The sequence below is a fragment of the Aquamicrobium sp. YD-1-mutant5 genome (assembly GCF_059509755.1).
The window spans coordinates 28,084-45,385 of record NZ_JCAKKP010000005.1 but is presented as its reverse complement, the minus strand read 5'-3'; the positions used below and the strand labels follow the sequence as shown (position 1 = coordinate 45,385).

Genomic DNA, 17,302 nt, shown 5'->3' with positions numbered 1-17,302 from the left:
GCCATGGCCGAGGGCGTCGACAAGGATTCCAAAACCGAGGAAGCGACCGAAAAGAAGATCCGCGACACCATCGAAAAGGGCAAGCTGCCCCATTCGAAGGAAACGGCGATCTTCGCATCCTTCGTCGCCATCCTTGCCTTTACCGTGTTCTATGCGCGCGATGCGGCGATGGAACTGGGCATGTTCCTGTCCATGTTTCTGGAAAAGCCGGATGCCTGGCCGCTGGCCACGGAAACGGATGTCATTGAGCTCTATCGCTCCGTGATGATGGAAATCGGCCGTGCGGTGGCCGCACTTCTGGTGCTGCTCGTCGTGGCGGGCATCGTCGCTTCCGTCGGCCAGAACATGCCGCGCTTCGTGGGCGAGCGTATCCGCCCGCAGGCCTCGCGCATTTCGCTCGTGCAGGGCTGGAAGCGGATGTTCGGCGTGCAGGGTTTCGTGGAGTTCCTCAAGTCGGTCGCCAAGGTGGGCTTCGCCATTCTGGTTCTTGTGATCGTGCTCTCCGACAGCGTCAGCCGGATTTTGTCCGGCATGCTCACCAATCCGGTCGAGTTCGCGTCGGTGATCCGCAGCTTTGCCGTCGATATTCTGATCGCCATCGTTTTCGTGATGGGGGCGATCGCTGCCGCCGACTTCATCTGGCAACGCTTCCACTGGAAGCAGGATCTGCGCATGACGCGTCAGGAGGTCAAGGACGAACTGAAGCAGTCCGAAGGCGATCCGATCGTGAAGTCGCGCATCCGTTCGGTGGCGCGCGACCGGGCGCGGCGGCGCATGATGGCGGCCGTGCCACGCGCCACGCTGATCATCGCCAACCCGACCCACTACGCCATTGCGCTGAAATATGTGCGCGAGGAGGATTCCGCTCCTCTGGTTCTGGCCAAGGGGCAGGATCTGGTTGCGCTGAAGATTCGCGAGCTGGCCGAAGCCAACGGGATTCCCGTGTTTGAGGACGTTGCGCTCGCCCGCTCCATGTACAAGCAAGTTTCAGTGGATAGCGTGATCCCGCAGCAATTCTATCAGGCCGTCGCCGAACTGGTGCGGATCGTCTATTCCAACAAGGCCCGACCCCGGCAGGTGACATGATCAGGCAGCCGCACGCAGAAACCCGCGAAAGCATCGTCGCCAGAGCGATCCAGCAGGTCGTCGGCGAACTGCGCCTTGTCGATGTCGCCGACTACATCGCCTTTATCCGGCTGGAACAGTTTGGTTGCGTCTCCGATCTCGTGGATTCGGCTGCCGAACTCTACTTCATGCCCGGGACCCTCAGGCTCGGACACGGCGGCGAAGCCTTTGTCGACTGGAGCGGCAGTCCGCGCATCGTGCTCGATCTGGAGCTCAGGCCGGCCGGGGTGACGGTGTATTTCCAGCTCACGCTTGAAGAAAACCACGCTTCCGTGGTGGTCAACTACGTCGCGTTCGAGACAGCGGCGGAGGATCCGCAGATCAACACGGAAATGCTGCGCAAGGCGGTGGAGCAGGCGCGCATCAGGCCTGCACTCGCGCTCGATTCAGAGGAAAGCCGCTCTATTCGATAAGGCCGAGCCTGAGGGCTTTTGCCACTGCCTGCGTGCGGCTCACGGCATTCAGCTTCTGCGCCGACTGCGTGAGATACTGATTGGTGGTGTGCACCGAAAGCTTGAGAATGCGGGCGATTTCCTCGCTCGTATAGCCGTTGGCGGTGAGCTTGAGGCATTCCAGCTCGCGGCGGGTCATTGCCCGGGTCAGGCTGGCGGAGGCAGGGCGCAGCCGGGTCACTTCCGAAAACAGCGAAAAGCATTTGCTGTGAACTTCGACCAGCAGGTTCTGATCGATATTCGTGCAGGGTCCGGCAAACACCACCAGCCCACACTGGTTCCGCTCGGCGTGGACGGGGAAGGCAATGCCGGAGGTGCCGGCTATGATCGGGTCGATCTGCGTAGCCCAGCAAAGCGCGCCGAGACGTTGCGCGGCCGGGCTTCGCGGCCCTTCGCTCCACCACAGGGGTTCCGTGGAGGTGCGGACATGGCGCACCAGATGATCAATATTGCCGGTCACGCTCTTCGCGAACCCGGCGCCCGGATGATCGGAATCGAGGCAGGGAACCAGCCTGGCCCGCTCCTGCATGAGCGGGGCGAGAAAGACCGCGAATGAGGTGGCATTGATCTCCTGCGCCATCCATCGGCAGCGCCGCACGGCATCGGAAATCGTCAGCGCATGCTCGCCACCCTGCGGCCAGACGATCGCCTGACGCCCGGGCTGGTCGTTAAGAGGCTGTGCGTCGATGTGTGTAAGGGCTGCGTGGATCAAATGATGCCGCTCCTGATCGCGGTTGCGATCGCCATCGCCCGGTTGCTGGCCGAGAATTTCTGAATTGCGTGGGTGATGTAGCTGTTGACCGTGTTGGACGACACGCCAAGAATGACTGCGACTTCATCCGTCGTCTTGCCTTCCGAAACCCAGAACAGGCATTCCCGCTCACGATCGGAAAGAGGGTCCTGTGCCGTGTCGCCGGTCACGAGATGGGCTGCGCGCGACAGCGCATAACAGCATTCCATCTGGGTACGCGCAAGCGCGGCCAGATTGATCTGTCCCGGCTGCTCGGAGGAAAACAGGATGAAAAGGCGCTGGCTGCCCACGTTGAGGGTCAGCGAATAGATTTCCGCGTGACCAAGAACGGTGAGCAGCTTTGCCTCTTCACCGTTGATCAATGCGCCGGTTCCGGGCGCCGCGGCAGAAATCAGGGCCGAAGGGCGCATTCCGGGCGCAGCCGTCCATGGTCCCTGCGCCAGCGTGGCGATAAGCTGCCGGCCGATCAGCTCGATGACGTCGAATTTCCAGTTCGAGGCGACGATGCGGGCCTGATTTCGCGCTTCGCCATGGGAAATCGCTACAAGCATGTAGCTGTCAGCGCCGGTATTGGCGGCGGCATTCATGAGGAAACCGGTCAGTTCCCCGCGCGAGGTGAGGCGGCCTTTCAGCGTGTCGGCTTCCGAAGATGCAGCGGCTTTGTTCATGACAGTCTTCTGGCCAGAATCGGTCGTTCGCCGTGGAGGGACCACGGCGGGCGGATACGCATCACAATCACGTTGGACGCCTGAATTTGGGAACACATGCTGCCGGGAACGCACTGGGCACCGGCAATGCCCGACCGGGCGACTCCGTCGGGGGACGCGAAGGCCATCGCGCCTTGCGGCAGGCATTTCGCCCGCTGCTTCAGACTTCAGATTGCTCGCCCCGCCCCCGCAGGATCGACTGATTCGTGGTTAATCTACCCCCAGTTGAATCCCACATCAAATGGGAATTGACAAAAAGTCGCTTCGGAGTCCTCGTTGCGACTCGCAAGGCCTTCATTTGCGGATTCATACCGTCCGGGAACGTCGGAAAATCGCTTGCCGGGGTGTCTAATGCACCGCCTGACGAGGCCGCTCAACGTTGCCTGCGGAACTTCATCATTCCAGCCTGTAGGGCACCGGTGAGCGCAGATCGTGATCGACGTGCAGGCGCCGTTTGAAGGGCGGGCTGGCGCGCTGGTCGCAACTGGCGCGCTCGCAGATGCGGCAGGAAATGCCGATCGGATCGAAAGCGGCCCGGTTGTTCAGATCGAGGCCGTCCGCATAGACAAAGTCGCCGGCATAAGCGACCTCGCAGCCGAGCGCGATGGCGTAGCGCCTTCGCGACGCGTTGAAGCCGCCGCCGGACTTGGCGATTTCAGTCGCCACGCACAGATAACGCACGCCGTCCGGCGTCTCGGCCAGTTGCCTGATGATGCGGCCGGGCAGCTCGAAGGACTGGTGCACGTTCCACAAGGGGCAGGCGGCGCCAAAGCGGGCGAATTGAAGCTTGGCGGCGCTGTGGCGCTTGGTGATGTTGCCGGCCCGGTCGAAGCGGGCGAAGAAGACGGGCACGCCTTTCATGCCGGGGCGTTGCAGCGTGGAAAGGCGGTGCGCCACCTGTTCGAGGCTCGCGCCGAAACGGGCGGCCAGCAGTTCCAGATCGTGGCGCAACTCGCGCGCGGCGGTGACAAAGCTCTGGTAGGGCAGGGTGACGGCCCCTGCGAAATAGTTGCGCAACCCGATGCGGCAGATCTCGACCGATTCCGGCGAGCGGAATTCGGCGCGGCGCGCGATGGTGTCGATCTCCGTCTTCAGTTCCAGCGAGGCGATCTGGTAGGCCATCTGGAAATGGCGCGTCGACGCGGGCGAATAGGCGTTCAGGTAGAGAAGCCTGGAGGCGGGATCGTAGCGGCGCAGGACTTCCTCGCCTTCCGCCGCCTTGAGAATGCGTACGCCATGGCGCATTTCCAGATGGGCGGCAAGTGCGGCCCCCGTTTCCGCTTCAGGAATGCCGATTGAGTGAGCCAGCTTCTCGCCGGCCATGTCGATCTCGTGGATGTAGTTGTCCATGAAATGGAAGAAGTCCCGCACTTCCTCGTAAGGCGTGGGGTCGGCCAGTCCGCTGGTGCGCGACATCTGGTCGAAACCGGCAAGCTGCTCGCTGTTGCGGCGATAGGCCTGATGGCAGGCGACCAGCGCGTGGGCGAGGCCCGGCGCATTCTGCACCACAAGCTTGAGTTCCTGCATGCCGGGCGAATAGTTTTCAAACAGCGGATCGGCCAGCGCTTCGGAAAGCGCGGACAAAAGCCGGTCGCTGCTGCCGGCCGAAAGCTCCGACATCTCGATCTGGAATTTCTCGGCCAGCGCCAGCAGCACCGTGGCCGAAACCGGGCGCTGGTTGTTCTCGATCTGGTTCAGATAGCTGGTCGAGATGCCCAGCCGTTCGGCGAAGGCGGCTTGCGTGTGGCCGTGGGCGAGGCGGGATTCGCGTACCTTGCGGCCGATATAGAGCTTGCCTGTTGACATGTTCGCATTTTCACAATTCGCAATTTGCAAAATTCTATACTATGCAAATCCACCCGTTCCAGCATTTTCTTGGGGAGCGCCTGGCTCTATCGGAATGGAAACAAAGCCGGCTCAGCCTGCCGGCGAGGGAGAGACCATGCCGACACCGCTTTTCGTGCCTGTTCTCCGCAGCTTTGGGGAGGGCCGCTGATGCGCAACGTTCTCGAGCAACTGGAGGCGCGCCGCGCCGAAGCCCGTCTCGGCGGCGGCCAGCGGCGCATCGATGCCCAGCATGCCAAGGGCAAGCTGACGGCGCGCGAGCGCGTCGAGGTTCTGCTGGACGAGGGCTCCTTCGAGGAGTTCGACATGTATGTCACCCACCGCGCCACCGATTTCGGCATGGCGAGCCAGAGGGTGGCGGGCGACGGCGTGGTGACCGGCTGGGGCACCATCAACGGCCGGCTGGTCTATGTGTTTTCGCAGGACTTCACCGTGCTCGGCGGTTCGCTGTCGGAAACCCATGCGCAGAAGATCTGCAAGATCATGGACATGGCCGTGAAGAACGGCGCGCCGGTGATCGGCCTCAACGATTCCGGCGGCGCGCGCATTCAGGAAGGCGTTGCTTCGCTCGCCGGCTATGCCGACGTGTTCAAGCGCAATGTCGACGCGTCGGGCGTGGTGCCACAGATTTCGGTGATCATGGGCCCATGCGCGGGCGGCGCGGTCTATTCGCCGGCCATGACCGACTTCATCTTCATGGTGCGCGACTCGTCCTACATGTTCGTCACCGGGCCGGACGTGGTGAAGACCGTCACCAACGAGATCGTGACGGCCGAGGAACTGGGCGGCGCGCGAACGCACACGCAGAAATCCTCAGTGGCCGACGGTGCTTTCGAGAACGATGTCGAGGCGCTGGAGGGCGTGCGCAAGCTGTTCGACTACCTGCCGCTCAACAGCCGCGAGAAGCCGCCGGTGCGGCCCTTCCATGACGATCCGGCGCGCATCGACATGAAGCTCGACACGCTGGTGCCGGATTCGGCCAACAAGCCCTACGACATGAAGGAGCTGATCGCGGCGATTGCCGACGAGGGCGACTTCTTCGAGGTTCAGGAAGCGTTCGCGAAGAACATCATCACCTGCCTGATGCGCATCGAGGGGCAGACCGTGGGCGTTGTCGCCAACCAGCCCATGGTGCTGGCCGGCTGCCTCGACATCGATTCCTCGCGCAAGGCCGCACGCTTCGTGCGCTTCTGCGACGCCTTCAACATCCCCCTGCTGACGCTGGTGGACGTGCCCGGCTTCCTGCCCGGCACGGCGCAGGAGTATGGCGGCGTCATCAAGCATGGCGCGAAGCTTCTGTTCGCCTATGCGCAGGCGACCGTGCCGATGGTGACGCTGATCACCCGCAAGGCCTATGGCGGAGCCTATGACGTGATGGCCTCCAAGCATATCGGCGCCGACATCAACTATGCCTGGCCGACGGCCGAGATCGCGGTGATGGGCGCCAAGGGTGCGACCGAGATCCTCTACCGCTCGGAACTGGGCGATGCGGAAAAGATCGCCGCGCGCACGGCCGAATATGAAGAGCGTTTCGCCAATCCGTTCGTGGCAGCCGAGCGCGGCTTCATCGACGAGGTGATCATGCCGCATTCCTCGCGCCGCCGCATCGCGCGTGCCTTTGCAGCACTGCGCAACAAGCGCGTGGAAGGTCCGTGGCGCAAGCATGACACGATGCCTCTGTGAGAGCGGGGCCGGAGGAGCGATGAACAAGCCGAAGCTGACGCCGGAGGCGGCCCGCAAGGACCACTGGCAGATGATGCGCTTCATGGCGCTGAACGCAGCGCTTGGCGCGCTGATCGGGGCGCTGACGGCCATCGCCATCATCTGGCTCGACATCGGCGGCATCGGCGCACGCATAGACCGGGCGGCAAATCCGGTCATCCCGATATTGCTGCTGGTTGCGCCTTTCGCCTTCGTATTTGGGGGTGTGGTCACCGCTTCCGCACTTCTGACGATGCCTTACGAAAAGAAATTCAAAGACTGATTTGGGGACTGGAGACGGGCTGATGTTCAAGAAGATCCTCATTGCCAATCGCGGCGAAATCGCCTGCCGGGTCATCCGTACCGCGAAGAAGCTGGGTATCAAAACCGTCGCTGTCTATTCTGACGCCGACCGCGATGCGCTGCATGTGCGTCAGGCCGATGAGGCGGTGCATATCGGCCCCGCGCCCTCGTCGCAGTCCTACATCGTCATCGACAAAATCCTCGAAGCCATCCGCAAGACAAGCGCTGATGCCGTCCACCCAGGCTATGGCTTCCTGTCGGAAAACGCCGCTTTCGCCGAGGCGCTGGAGCAAGAGGGCGTCGCCTTCATCGGCCCGCCGGTGAAAGCCATCGAGGCGATGGGCGACAAGATCACCTCCAAAAAGCTGGCGGCGGAAGCTGGCGTTTCCACCGTGCCCGGCCATATGGGGCTTATCGAGGATGCGAATGAGGCCGTCCGCATCGCTTCACAGATCGGCTATCCGGTGATGATCAAGGCCTCCGCCGGCGGCGGCGGCAAGGGCATGCGCATTGCGTGGAACGATGCGGAAGCGCGCGAGGGCTTCCAGTCGTCGAAGAACGAGGCCAAATCCTCCTTCGGCGATGACCGCATCTTCATCGAGAAATTCGTCACCCAGCCGCGTCATATCGAGATTCAGGTGCTGGGCGACAAGCACGGCACCATTCTCTATCTGGGCGAACGCGAATGCTCGATCCAGCGCCGCAACCAGAAAGTCATCGAGGAAGCCCCGTCGCCATTCCTCGACGAAGCGACACGCAAGGCCATGGGTGAGCAGGCCGTGGCCCTGTCGCGCGCGGTCGGCTATTTTTCGGCCGGCACGGTCGAGTTCATCGTCGATGGCGACCGCAATTTCTATTTCCTTGAAATGAACACCCGCCTTCAGGTCGAGCATCCGGTGACGGAGCTGATCACCGGCATCGATCTGGTGGAGGAAATGATCCGGGTCGCGGCAGGAGAGAAGCTGCGCATGACGCAGGGCGACGTGACGCTGAACGGCTGGGCCATCGAAAGCCGCCTCTATGCCGAAGACCCCTATCGCAACTTCCTGCCCTCCATCGGCCGGCTGACGCGCTATCGCCCGCCGGCGGAAGGCAGAAGCGACGATGACACCATCATCCGCAACGACACCGGCGTGTTCGAGGGCGGCGAGATTTCCATGCATTACGACCCCATGATCGCAAAGCTGTGCGCGTGGGCACCGGATCGCGTTGGCGCCATCGAGGCCATGGGCCGCGCGCTGGACGATTTCGAGGTCGAGGGCATCGGCCACAATCTGCCGTTCCTGTCGGCGGTGATGGACCAGCAGCGCTTCCGGGACGGGCGGCTGACCACCGCCTATATCGCCGAGGAGTTTCCCGACGGTTTTAGCGGCGTCACGGCAGGCGAGCGTCAGGCGCGCCGGCTGGCGGCGGTCGCGACCTTCATCCATCTGCGGCTTGCGCGCCGCGCGGCGCAGATTTCCGGCGTGCTTGCTAACCATCCCCGCAGCATCGGCGCAGACTGGGTGGCGACGGTTGCCGATCATGAATTCGCGCTCGCCGTGACGGAAGGTGCGGCCAGCGACACGATAGACTTCGCGGATGGCGAGAGCGTCGCGGTTTCGAGCGAGTGGCTGCCCGGCTCCACCCATGCGGTTTTCGTGGTGGATGGCGAGGTGATGGGCGTGAAGATCACGCTCAACGGCTCCTCGATGCGCCTGCGCTGGCGCGGAATTGATGCGAAAGCCTATGTGCGCAGCCCCCGTGTCGCGGAACTGGCTCGGCTGATGCCGGTCAAGCTTCCTCCCGATACGTCGAAGATGCTTCTGTGCCCGATGCCGGGCGTGGTCACCTCCATCGCCGTTCAGGAAGGTGACGAGGTGCAGGAAGGACAGGCGCTGGCCACCGTCGAGGCGATGAAGATGGAAAATGTTCTGCGCGCCGAAAAGGCCGGCAAGGTCAGCCGCGTTGCCGTCGAGCCGGGTGCGAGCCTTGCCGTCGACGAACTGATCCTTGAATTCGAATAGGCAGGGAATTGTGATGAGTGATCCGAAACCCGACCCCAATATCGAGAAATGGCGCGCTCTGGCCGAAAAGGAGGTCAGGCGCGATCCCGACACGCTGGTGTGGAACACGCCGGAAGGCATTCCGGTCAAGCCGCTCTACACGGCCGACGATCTGGAGGGTGTCGGGCATCTCGGCGGCCTGCCGGGCCTGGCGCCCTTCGTGCGCGGTCCGCGCGCCACCATGTATGCCGGGCGTCCATGGACGATCCGCCAGTATGCGGGTTTCTCCACGGCGGAGGAATCCAACGCCTTCTACCGCAAGGCTTTGGCCGCCGGTCAGCAGGGCGTGTCGGTCGCCTTCGACCTTGCCACCCATCGCGGCTATGACAGCGACCATCCGCGTGTTGTCGGCGATGTCGGCAAGGCCGGCGTCGCCATCGATTCCGTCGAGGACATGAAGATCCTGTTCGAGGGCATTCCGCTCGACCAGATCTCGGTGTCAATGACCATGAACGGGGCGGTGATTCCGGTACTCGCCAATTTCATCGTGGCCGGCGAGGAGCAGGGCGTGCCGCGTGAAAAACTGTCGGGCACGATCCAGAACGACATCCTCAAGGAGTTCATGGTCCGCAACACCTACATCTATCCGCCCGAGCCTTCGATGCGGATCATCGCGGACATCATCGAATATACGGCGAAGGAGATGCCGAAGTTCAACTCCATCTCCATCTCCGGCTATCACATGCAGGAGGCGGGCGCGACGCTGGTGCAGGAACTGGCCTTCACGCTGGCCGACGGGCGCGAATATGTGCGGGCGGCGCTGAAGAAGGGCCTCGACGTCGACGAGTTCGCCGGGCGGCTCTCCTTCTTCTTCGCCATCGGCATGAACTTCTTCATGGAAGCGGCCAAGTTGCGCGCCGCGCGCCTGTTGTGGACGCGCATCATGCAGGAGTTCGAGCCGAAGAAGCCGTCCTCGCTGATGCTGCGCACCCATTGCCAGACCTCCGGCGTCTCGCTGCAGGAGCAGGACCCGTACAACAACGTGGTGCGCACCGCCTATGAAGCGCTGGCCGCAGCCCTTGGCGGCACGCAGTCGCTGCACACCAACTCCTTCGACGAGGCGATCGCGCTGCCGACCGAATTTTCGGCGCGCATTGCCCGCAACACCCAGCTCATCCTCCAGCACGAGACGGGCGTGACGAAGGTGGTCGATCCGCTGGCCGGCTCCTACTATGTCGAGAGCCTGACCAATGAGCTTGCCGATGCTGCGTGGAAGTTGATCGAAGAGGTCGAGGCGATGGGCGGCATGACCAGGGCGGTCAATGACGGCTTGCCGAAGCGCCTGATCGAGGAGGCGGCGACCCGCAAGCAGGCGGCCATCGACCGCGGCGACGAGGTGATCGTCGGCGTCAACAAATACCGCCTCGAAACCGAGGACGAGATCGACATTCTCGACATCGACAACAAGGCGGTGCGCGAGGCGCAGATCGCCCGCATCGAGCGCACCAGACGCCAGCGCGACCCGAAGAAGGCCGAGGCAACGCTGGACCGGCTGCGCGAAGTGGCGCGCTCGGGGCAGGGCAACATCCTCGAAGCCGCCGTGGAGGCGGCGCGGGCGCGCGCAACGCTCGGCGAAATTTCCGATGCCATGCGCGATGCCTTCGGCGATCACTCGGCCGTGCCGAAAGTGGTGAGCAAGGTCTACGGCCCCGCCTATGAGGGCGAGCCGGAATATGAGAATCTGGTCGACCGGCTGGATCAGTTCTCGAAGGCGCTGGGCGCTTCACCCCGCATCATGGTCGCCAAGCTCGGGCAGGACGGGCATGATCGCGGCGCCAAGGTCATCGCTTCGGCCTTCGGCGATCTCGGCTTCGAGGTTATCGCCGGCCCGCTCTTCCAGACGCCGGAAGAGGCGGCCGATCTCGCGGTGACGTCGAAGGTGCAGGTCGTTGGCATGTCGTCGCTGGCGGCAGGGCACAAGACGCTGGCCCCGCAACTGGTGGAGGCGCTGAAGGCGCGGGGTGCAAGCGAGGTCATTGTCGTGGTCGGGGGCGTCATCCCGCGTCAGGACTACCAGTACCTGCTCGACCATGGCGTGGCCGCCGTGTTCGGTCCCGGCACCAATGTACTGGATGCCGCGCGCGCCGTGCTCGACCTCATGGAAGGCAAGCGCCGCAACATCTGACCCGACGATACGGGAAAACAGCCGGCGTCAGCTCTTTCGGGCGCGCAGGCGCTTCACCTGCCTGAAGCCGCGGCGAAGGGCGGTGAGGGCGGCGCCTGCGGCAACGATCCAAAGCGCTGCCACCAGCATCTCGTTGCGGCCTTCCCACAGGAATTCAAACACCGAGAGCAGGGCCGCGCCTGTCACCACTGCCATGCGGTGCTGCTTGGCCATGGGGCCGCAGAAGTCGCTGGCCAGGCCATTGGCGCGGCCAAGCTCGCGCACATAGGCGGTGAGCACGGCAAAGGCTGCCGCCGCCCAGCCGAGCGCAGGCGCGCCGATGCCGTAGCCGATGCCGGCGAAGATCATGATGTCGGCGGCGCGGTCCGGGAATTCGTTCCAGAACGGCCCGTCCGCTTCGGCCTTGCCGCCTTCCACCGCGACCATGCCGTCGAACAGGTTGCACAACAGGCGCAACTGGCAAAACAGGGCGGCTGCAAGCAACAGCACGATGCGGCCCGCGCCTTCATGCGCGCCGGAGAAGAAAAAGGCGATGCCGGCCAGCGCGGCCATGACCATGCTGGCCTGCGAGATCGCGTTGGGCGTGATCGACATGTGCACCATGCGCTTTGCCATGGTCTGGGCCCAGCGCGTGTCGCGGCTGGCCAGCGGCCTGCGGTCGCCTTTTTCCATGATGGTCAGTCCTTGCCGGTTGTGGTGTTCCGCGCCGCCTTCATGACAGCGACCACCAGTAGCGCGTGAGGTGGAAGAAGACGGGCGCCGAGAAGACGACCGAATCCAGCCGGTCGATCAGCCCGCCATGCCCGGCGATCAGATGGCCCCAGTCCTTGACGCCGCGATCACGCTTGATCGCCGACATCACCAGCCCGCCGAAGAAGCCCATCATGGCAATGACGAAGGCCATGATGCCGGCCTGCACAGGCGTGAACGGCGTGATCCACCACAGGCCCGCGCCAATCAGAGTTGCCGAGGCGACGCCGCCGACAAACCCCTCGACGGTTTTCGAAGGCGAAAGATTGGGCGCGATCTTCGTGCGGCCGAAGAGCTTGCCCCACACATATTGCAGCACGTCGCTCAATTGCACGACGATGACGAGGAAGGCGATCAGCAGGACGTTGCGGCCCTCGAAGCCCGGAATGTTCAGGGTCAGCAGCGCCGGCACATGCGAGGCGCAGAACACGCAGATCATCAGCGCCCATTGCAGCTCGGCGATGCGGACGAGGAAGTTGTGAGTGTCGCCGCGGATCACCGCGATGATCGGCATCAAAAGGAAGGCATAGACGGGGATGAACACGCTGAAGATGCCGTATTCCTCTTTCCACAACAGGAAATACTGAAGCGGCACGACGACGAAGAAGGCCGTCGCCAGCGCCCAGTGATCGGCGCGTCGGGTGTTGGTCAGCGTCACGAATTCGCGCAGGGCGGCGAAGGAGCAGAAGGCGAACAGCACCAGCACTCCGACGCGTCCGGCGATGAAGGCGATGGCGATGAGGATCGCCATGATCCACCATGCGTTGATGCGCGCGTTCAGGTTCTCGATGGTGCTGTTGGAGCCGTCCGGAGAAAGCCGCCATTGCAGGATGCGCCCGACGAGCGAGGCCAGCAGCAGCACGCTGCCGATGCCGAGCAGCAGCAGGAACATGTCATGCCAGGTGGTGCTCATTGGGCATTGCCCTCCACTTTTGGGCCCTCCGCTTTGGGCGCCAGCGCAAGCAGGGCCGCCTGCGCGCGTTCGATGAAGGCTTCCTTGTCTTCGCCGGCCTGAAGGCGAAGCGGGGCGCCAAAGGTGGTTGTGCAGATCAGCGGAACCGGCACGAACTCGCCCTTGGGCATGACCCGGTTGAGATTGGCGATCCACACCGGCACGAGGTCGACGTCGGGGCGGGCGCTCGCCAGATGAAACAGCCCCGTTTTGAAGGGCAGCAGGGGGAGGTCCGTCTGGTTGCGGGTGCCTTCGGGAAAGAAGATCAGCGAGGCGTGTTCGTCCAGCGCTTGCGCCATCATTTCGATGGGGTCGTTGTCGCGTTCCTCGCGCACGCGCTGAATGAGCACGGCGTTGAAGACATCCTGCCCGATGAAGCGCCTCAGTGGCGACTTCAGCCAGTAGTCTGCGCCGGCGACAGGGCGCACGCGCCGCCGCAGGCGCGGCGGCAGCACCGCCCATATCAGAATGAAATCGCCGTGGCTGGCGTGATTGGCAAAGTAGATCGACTGCCGGCGTGGCGGGCCGTTCTCATCCCAGATCGCCCTGACGGCTGTGATTGCCCTGGCAAACAGCAGAACAACCCCGGCAAAGAGGTCCGCCATGAATGCTTTCATTCTGTTTCCTGCTCGTCGTCCAGGGAAGCGTCTGATGGCGCGGGGGCAACGCCGAAGGAGCAAAACCGGGATCAGCCTCGAATCCGGGTTCGCAACCTATTGCAGAACCCTGCGCCATGCCAAGCGCAAGGGAGGCGTCCTGCACCGGTTTTACGGTTCTTGCCGTCAATGCAGTGGATCTGCAGGCGAGTCTTTTTAACAGCCATCCGTTTTCGCGAGGGCCGGGCTCCGAAACTACGATTGGATTGCAGGATAGCGGATGCGGCACAGTCGGCCACGATCAATGCAAAGCCTGAACACAATGTCCCATATCGCCGCTGCCGAAAACCACAAGCTGAGGCTGTGCCGCGATCCGCGCTGGAAGAGCGCGATCATACTGGCGGCAAGCGTTCTTGCCGCCATCGTGACGGGCCTGCGTCTGCCGCCGGAAATGGCTGTCGCGGCGGGCCTGGGCGTGTTTTGTATCGGCATGTGGGCGACGGCGGCGGTGCCGGAATATCTGCCCGCGCTTGTCTTCTTCGTGGTCGCGATCATCATGCAGGCGGCACCACCACAGGTGGTGCTGGGTGCGTTCCAGTCCTCGACGCTGTGGCTTTTGTTCGGCGGCATGGTGATGGGCAGTTCCATCCGCTTCACCGGGCTCGGGCAGCGCATGGCGTCGCTGCTTGCCGGCATGCTGGGGCGCCGGTACGGCAGCGTGATTGCGGGCGTCGTCACCTTCAGCCTCGTGCTGGCGTTCTTCCTGCCATCCTCGATGGGGCGCATCGTGCTGCTGGTGCCGATCATCCTGTCGCTGGCAGACCACATGGGTTACGGCGAAGGATCGGCGGGGCGGACCGGCATGCTGATGGCGGCGGCTTTCGGAACCTGCATTCCTGCCTACGCCATCCTGCCGGCCAATACGCCCAACATGATCCTCGCCGGCACGGCGGAAAGCCTCTACGGGTTCCGCATCCGCTATTTCGACTATCTGGTGCTGCATTTCCCGGTGCTGGGTGCCGGCAAGGCGGCAGCGCTGGTCGGGCTCATCCTGTGGATGTTTCCCGATCGCGCGCCGCTGCGTACAGCCTCCGAGGGCGGAGTCGCACAGCCGCTGAGCCGGCGTGAACGGCATCTTGCCGTCCTCCTCGTCGTTTCGCTGCTCCTGTGGCTGACCGACGCCTTGCATCATGTGTCGCCGGGCTGGGTCGCGCTGGCGGGAGCAATCTGGTGCCTGTGGCCCGGCAGCGGCCTGACCTCGCCCAAATGCCCCAACGAAGAGATCAATTATGCGACCCTGTTCTTCGTTGCCGGCATCATGGGGTTGGGGGCGGTCATTGCCTCCACCGGGCTTGGCAAAACCATCGTGGCGGCGCTCGGCGAACATGCGGGCTTCGCTCCGGACCAACCATTCCACAACGTCGCCGCCCTTCTGGCGATCTCGTCGCTGGTGGCTGCCGTCACCAATCTGCCGGGCGTGCCGGCGGTGCTCACGCCGGGTGCCGGGCATCTCGCCGCCGTCACCAACCTGCCGCTCGCAACCATCCTGATGACGCAGGTGCTGGCTTTCTCCAGCGTACTGCTGCCGTATCAGGCGCCGCCGCTCGTCACTGCCACCCAGCTCGCCAACCTGGCCCCGCGCGCGGTGACGCGGCTGTGTCTGGCGCTTTTCGCGGTAACGGTGCTGGTGCTGCTGCCGCTCGATCTGGCATGGTGGCATGTGCTGGGGATGTTCCGGCAGGGCTGAACAGCGGTTACGGAGACGTAGGCAGATATGGAGATCCATCAGCTCAAAACTTTCATAGCCGTGGCGCGCGAGGGCAGCATTACCCGCGCATCGGAACGGCTTTATCTGAGCCAGCCTGCCGTCAGCGCTCACATCAAGGCCATCGAGGACACGCTCGGCCTGACGCTCTTCGCCCGCACGCCGCGCGGAATGACGCTGACGCCCGATGGCGAGCGGCTGCTTGCCAGAGCGGAGCAGACCCTGCAGGCACACCGGGAACTGATCGAGGAAGCGACACGCATAAGGGGGCAGCTGAGCGGCAGGCTGCGCATAGGCGGCGGTAGCAATTCGGGCACAGATGCCGTCGGGCGGTTGTTGATGCGGCTATCGGAGCGATACCCCGAAGTCGAGATGGACCTGGAGCATGGCCATTCCCTCGACGTGCTGGAAGGGATTCGAAGCGGCAGGCTGGACGCCGGGTTCTACAACGAGCCGGCAGACCCGCATGAAGATCTGAAAACGATCGAAGTCGGCAGGTTCGCCATTTATCTGGCTGCGCCGGCGGGGCTGTTGCCGGTTTCGGATGAGCCGGACTGGCAGGCCATGGCGGAACTGTCGTGGATATATCCCACCGTCGGCGCATCCTGCTGCGGCCACGCGGCGGAAAGCCTGTTTCGCCGCTATCAGTTCCGGCCGCGCAAGACGATCGGCATCGACAGGGAAAAGGTGACGCGATCGCTGATCGCCGGAGGTGTCGGCATCGGGCTCCTGCATGCCGATACAGCCATGCAGGCGAGGCGGGACGGCGAGGTGGACGTGATCTGTCAGGTGCGTGACGAGGTCAGGGTGATGTTCGCTTTCCTGCAATCACGCGCGCAGGACCCGTTGCTGATCGCCGCGGCAAACCTTCTCGAAGCAGCATGATGGCTTGCGCCGCAGCACAAGCGCACCGCGAGCGCCCTGGTGCTGATTGTCGAAGAAGGTGATCGCCAGACGTAATCCGGCCCCCGACAAGCGCTGCCTGCCAGATGCGCATGGTGAGAAAAACACTCGCCGGATCGGCATCTAATTAGATGCCTGTTCCTTAATCGGGCGCGCGCGCCGGCTATCCTGAGCATGTCACGGAGACGGTCTCCCACCACTCCGTCCACGGACCGAACCGCTCAGGAGACGACAACATGACATCCATTCTCGCTTCCGGCCTGCGCTGGACGAAGCTGGTGACGGCGACCGCGGCACTGGCCACGGCGCTGGTTTCCACCTCCGCCATCGCCGGTCCGACGCTCGACCGCATCAACCAGCGCGGGGCCATCAAGGTCGGCGTCGGCACGACGCCGGGCTTCTTCGCACCGGATTCCAGCGGCCGCTGGCAGGGCTTCTTCATCGACTACGGGCGGGCGCTGTCCATCGCCGTGTTCGGCGATCCGGAAAAGGTCGAGTTCACCTCGTCCTCGCCGCAGCAGCGTCTGCCGGCACTTCAGGCCGGTGAGTTCGACATCCTGCTTTCGGGCGTCACCGTAACCATCACGCGCGCCTTCCAGCTCGGCTTCCATTTCGGCCCGACCATCTTCTATGACGGTCAGGGCCTGCTGGTGCGCAAGGATCTCGGCGTCGAAAAGGCAGCCGATCTCGACGGCGCCACCATCGGCATACAGAGCGGTACGACCGGTGAGCTGAATATCGCCGATTTCTTCCGCAAGACCGGCCATGGCTTCACCCCGGTGACCATCGAAGATACCGGCGAATTCATCGCCGCGCTCGAATCCGGCCGCGTCGACGCGATCACGCAGGACAGTTCCGACCTTGTCGGCAAGCTGACGCAGCTCAAGAAGCCGGACGACTATGTCGTTCTGCCCGAGCGCCTGTCGAAAGAGCCGCTGGCCCCGGCAATTGCGGGTGGCGACGACCGCTGGCTGGAAATCGTCAACTGGACGGTCAATGCAACCATTCAGGCTGAAGAATGGGGCATCACCAGCCAGAATGTCGACGAGTTTCTCAAGAGCGAGGACCCGGCGATCCAGCGCTTCCTGGGCGTTGACAAGTCGCTGGGCGAGGCGATCGGCCTCGATCCCAAATGGGCCTACAACATCATCAAGACGGTGGGTAATTATGGCGAGATCTTCGACCGCCACCTGAAGCCGCTCGGCTGGGAGCGTGGCTATAACAGCCTGTGGACCGACGGCGGCCTGCTCTATTCGCCGCCGTTCCGCTGAGAGCGGCCGAA

At 63.5% G+C, this 17,302-nt stretch carries 15 protein-coding genes; 9 read left to right on the top strand and 6 right to left on the bottom strand.

The features are described from left to right. Nucleotides 1-3: 3 nt before the first annotated feature. The gene (gene flhB / locus AC5XE7_RS10110) at nucleotides 4-1,086 is read left to right on the top strand and encodes a flagellar biosynthesis protein FlhB (RefSeq protein WP_495365927.1); all 1,083 of its coding nucleotides are present in this window, start codon (nucleotides 4-6) and stop codon (nucleotides 1,084-1,086) included. Then, complete coding sequence (locus AC5XE7_RS10105) at nucleotides 1,083-1,538, top strand: BspJ family T4SS effector nucleomodulin (RefSeq protein WP_495365926.1); 456 nt, start codon at nucleotides 1,083-1,085, stop codon at nucleotides 1,536-1,538. The genes flhB and AC5XE7_RS10105 overlap by 4 nt, the downstream gene beginning before the upstream one ends. On the opposite strand, the gene AC5XE7_RS10100 is transcribed toward AC5XE7_RS10105, so the two are convergent. From AC5XE7_RS10100 to AC5XE7_RS10090, 3 genes are all read right to left on the bottom strand, one after another. Next, nucleotides 1,528-2,289 carry a helix-turn-helix transcriptional regulator gene (locus AC5XE7_RS10100; protein WP_495365925.1) on the bottom strand — a complete coding sequence of 254 codons (762 nt, stop codon included), beginning with the start codon at nucleotides 2,287-2,289 and terminating at the stop codon, nucleotides 1,528-1,530. The genes AC5XE7_RS10105 and AC5XE7_RS10100 overlap by 11 nt on opposite strands. Next, on the bottom strand, nucleotides 2,286-2,996 hold the full coding sequence (locus tag AC5XE7_RS10095; protein WP_495365924.1) for a helix-turn-helix transcriptional regulator: 711 nt from the start codon (nucleotides 2,994-2,996) through the stop codon (nucleotides 2,286-2,288). The genes AC5XE7_RS10100 and AC5XE7_RS10095 overlap by 4 nt, the downstream gene beginning before the upstream one ends. Nucleotides 2,997-3,431: 435 nt before the next feature. Continuing rightward, nucleotides 3,432-4,841, bottom strand: a complete 1,410-nt coding sequence (locus AC5XE7_RS10090; RefSeq protein ID WP_183831769.1) for a helix-turn-helix domain-containing protein — start codon at nucleotides 4,839-4,841, stop codon at nucleotides 3,432-3,434. A gap of 189 nt (nucleotides 4,842-5,030) precedes the next feature. Between AC5XE7_RS10090 and AC5XE7_RS10085 the strand changes: the two genes are divergently transcribed. The 4 genes from AC5XE7_RS10085 to scpA are packed head-to-tail and all read left to right on the top strand — an operon-like array spanning nucleotide 5,031 to nucleotide 11,054. Next, nucleotides 5,031-6,563 carry an acyl-CoA carboxylase subunit beta gene (locus AC5XE7_RS10085; protein ID WP_495365923.1) on the top strand — a complete coding sequence of 511 codons (1,533 nt, stop codon included), beginning with the start codon at nucleotides 5,031-5,033 and terminating at the stop codon, nucleotides 6,561-6,563. Nucleotides 6,564-6,582: 19 nt separating this feature from the next. After that, nucleotides 6,583-6,864, top strand: a complete 282-nt coding sequence (locus AC5XE7_RS10080) for a hypothetical protein (protein WP_495365922.1) — start codon at nucleotides 6,583-6,585, stop codon at nucleotides 6,862-6,864. Between the two features lie 22 nt (nucleotides 6,865-6,886). Next, complete coding sequence (locus AC5XE7_RS10075; RefSeq protein ID WP_495365921.1) at nucleotides 6,887-8,890, top strand: acetyl-CoA carboxylase biotin carboxylase subunit; 2,004 nt, start codon at nucleotides 6,887-6,889, stop codon at nucleotides 8,888-8,890. 13 nt (nucleotides 8,891-8,903) lie between these two features. Continuing rightward, nucleotides 8,904-11,054, top strand: a complete 2,151-nt coding sequence (gene scpA, locus AC5XE7_RS10070; protein WP_495365920.1) for a methylmalonyl-CoA mutase — start codon at nucleotides 8,904-8,906, stop codon at nucleotides 11,052-11,054. Between the two features lie 27 nt (nucleotides 11,055-11,081). Here scpA and AC5XE7_RS10065 read toward each other — a convergent pair whose 3' ends face one another. Genes AC5XE7_RS10065 through AC5XE7_RS10055 form a run of 3 tightly spaced genes read right to left on the bottom strand, consistent with a single transcriptional unit; the run spans nucleotide 11,082 to nucleotide 13,373 of the window. Then, nucleotides 11,082-11,729 (bottom strand): CDP-alcohol phosphatidyltransferase family protein, encoded by a 648-nt coding sequence (locus tag AC5XE7_RS10065; RefSeq protein WP_495366049.1) that lies wholly within the window; start codon nucleotides 11,727-11,729, stop codon nucleotides 11,082-11,084. A 37-nt stretch (nucleotides 11,730-11,766) separates the two neighbouring features. Next, a complete protein-coding gene (locus AC5XE7_RS10060) occupies nucleotides 11,767-12,717 on the bottom strand; it encodes a phosphatidate cytidylyltransferase (protein ID WP_495365919.1) in 951 nt (316 codons plus the stop codon). Beyond that, nucleotides 12,714-13,373, bottom strand: a complete 660-nt coding sequence (locus AC5XE7_RS10055) for a lysophospholipid acyltransferase family protein (RefSeq protein WP_495365918.1) — start codon at nucleotides 13,371-13,373, stop codon at nucleotides 12,714-12,716. Before AC5XE7_RS10055 ends, AC5XE7_RS10060 begins: the two co-directional genes overlap by 4 nt. 301 nt (nucleotides 13,374-13,674) lie before the next feature. On the opposite strand from AC5XE7_RS10055, the gene AC5XE7_RS10050 reads away from it, so the two are divergent. The 3 genes from AC5XE7_RS10050 to AC5XE7_RS10040 all read left to right on the top strand — a co-directional run bounded on the left by AC5XE7_RS10050 (nucleotide 13,675) and on the right by AC5XE7_RS10040 (nucleotide 17,291). Then, nucleotides 13,675-15,099: an SLC13 family permease gene (locus AC5XE7_RS10050; protein WP_495365917.1), complete on the top strand. Its 1,425-nt coding sequence runs from the start codon at nucleotides 13,675-13,677 to the stop codon at nucleotides 15,097-15,099. A gap of 27 nt (nucleotides 15,100-15,126) precedes the next feature. Further along, complete coding sequence (locus AC5XE7_RS10045) at nucleotides 15,127-16,002, top strand: LysR family transcriptional regulator (protein ID WP_495365916.1); 876 nt, start codon at nucleotides 15,127-15,129, stop codon at nucleotides 16,000-16,002. Between the two features lie 254 nt (nucleotides 16,003-16,256). Beyond that, the gene (locus AC5XE7_RS10040) at nucleotides 16,257-17,291 is read left to right on the top strand and encodes an amino acid ABC transporter substrate-binding protein (RefSeq protein WP_495365915.1); all 1,035 of its coding nucleotides are present in this window, start codon (nucleotides 16,257-16,259) and stop codon (nucleotides 17,289-17,291) included. Nucleotides 17,292-17,302 lie beyond the last annotated feature (11 nt).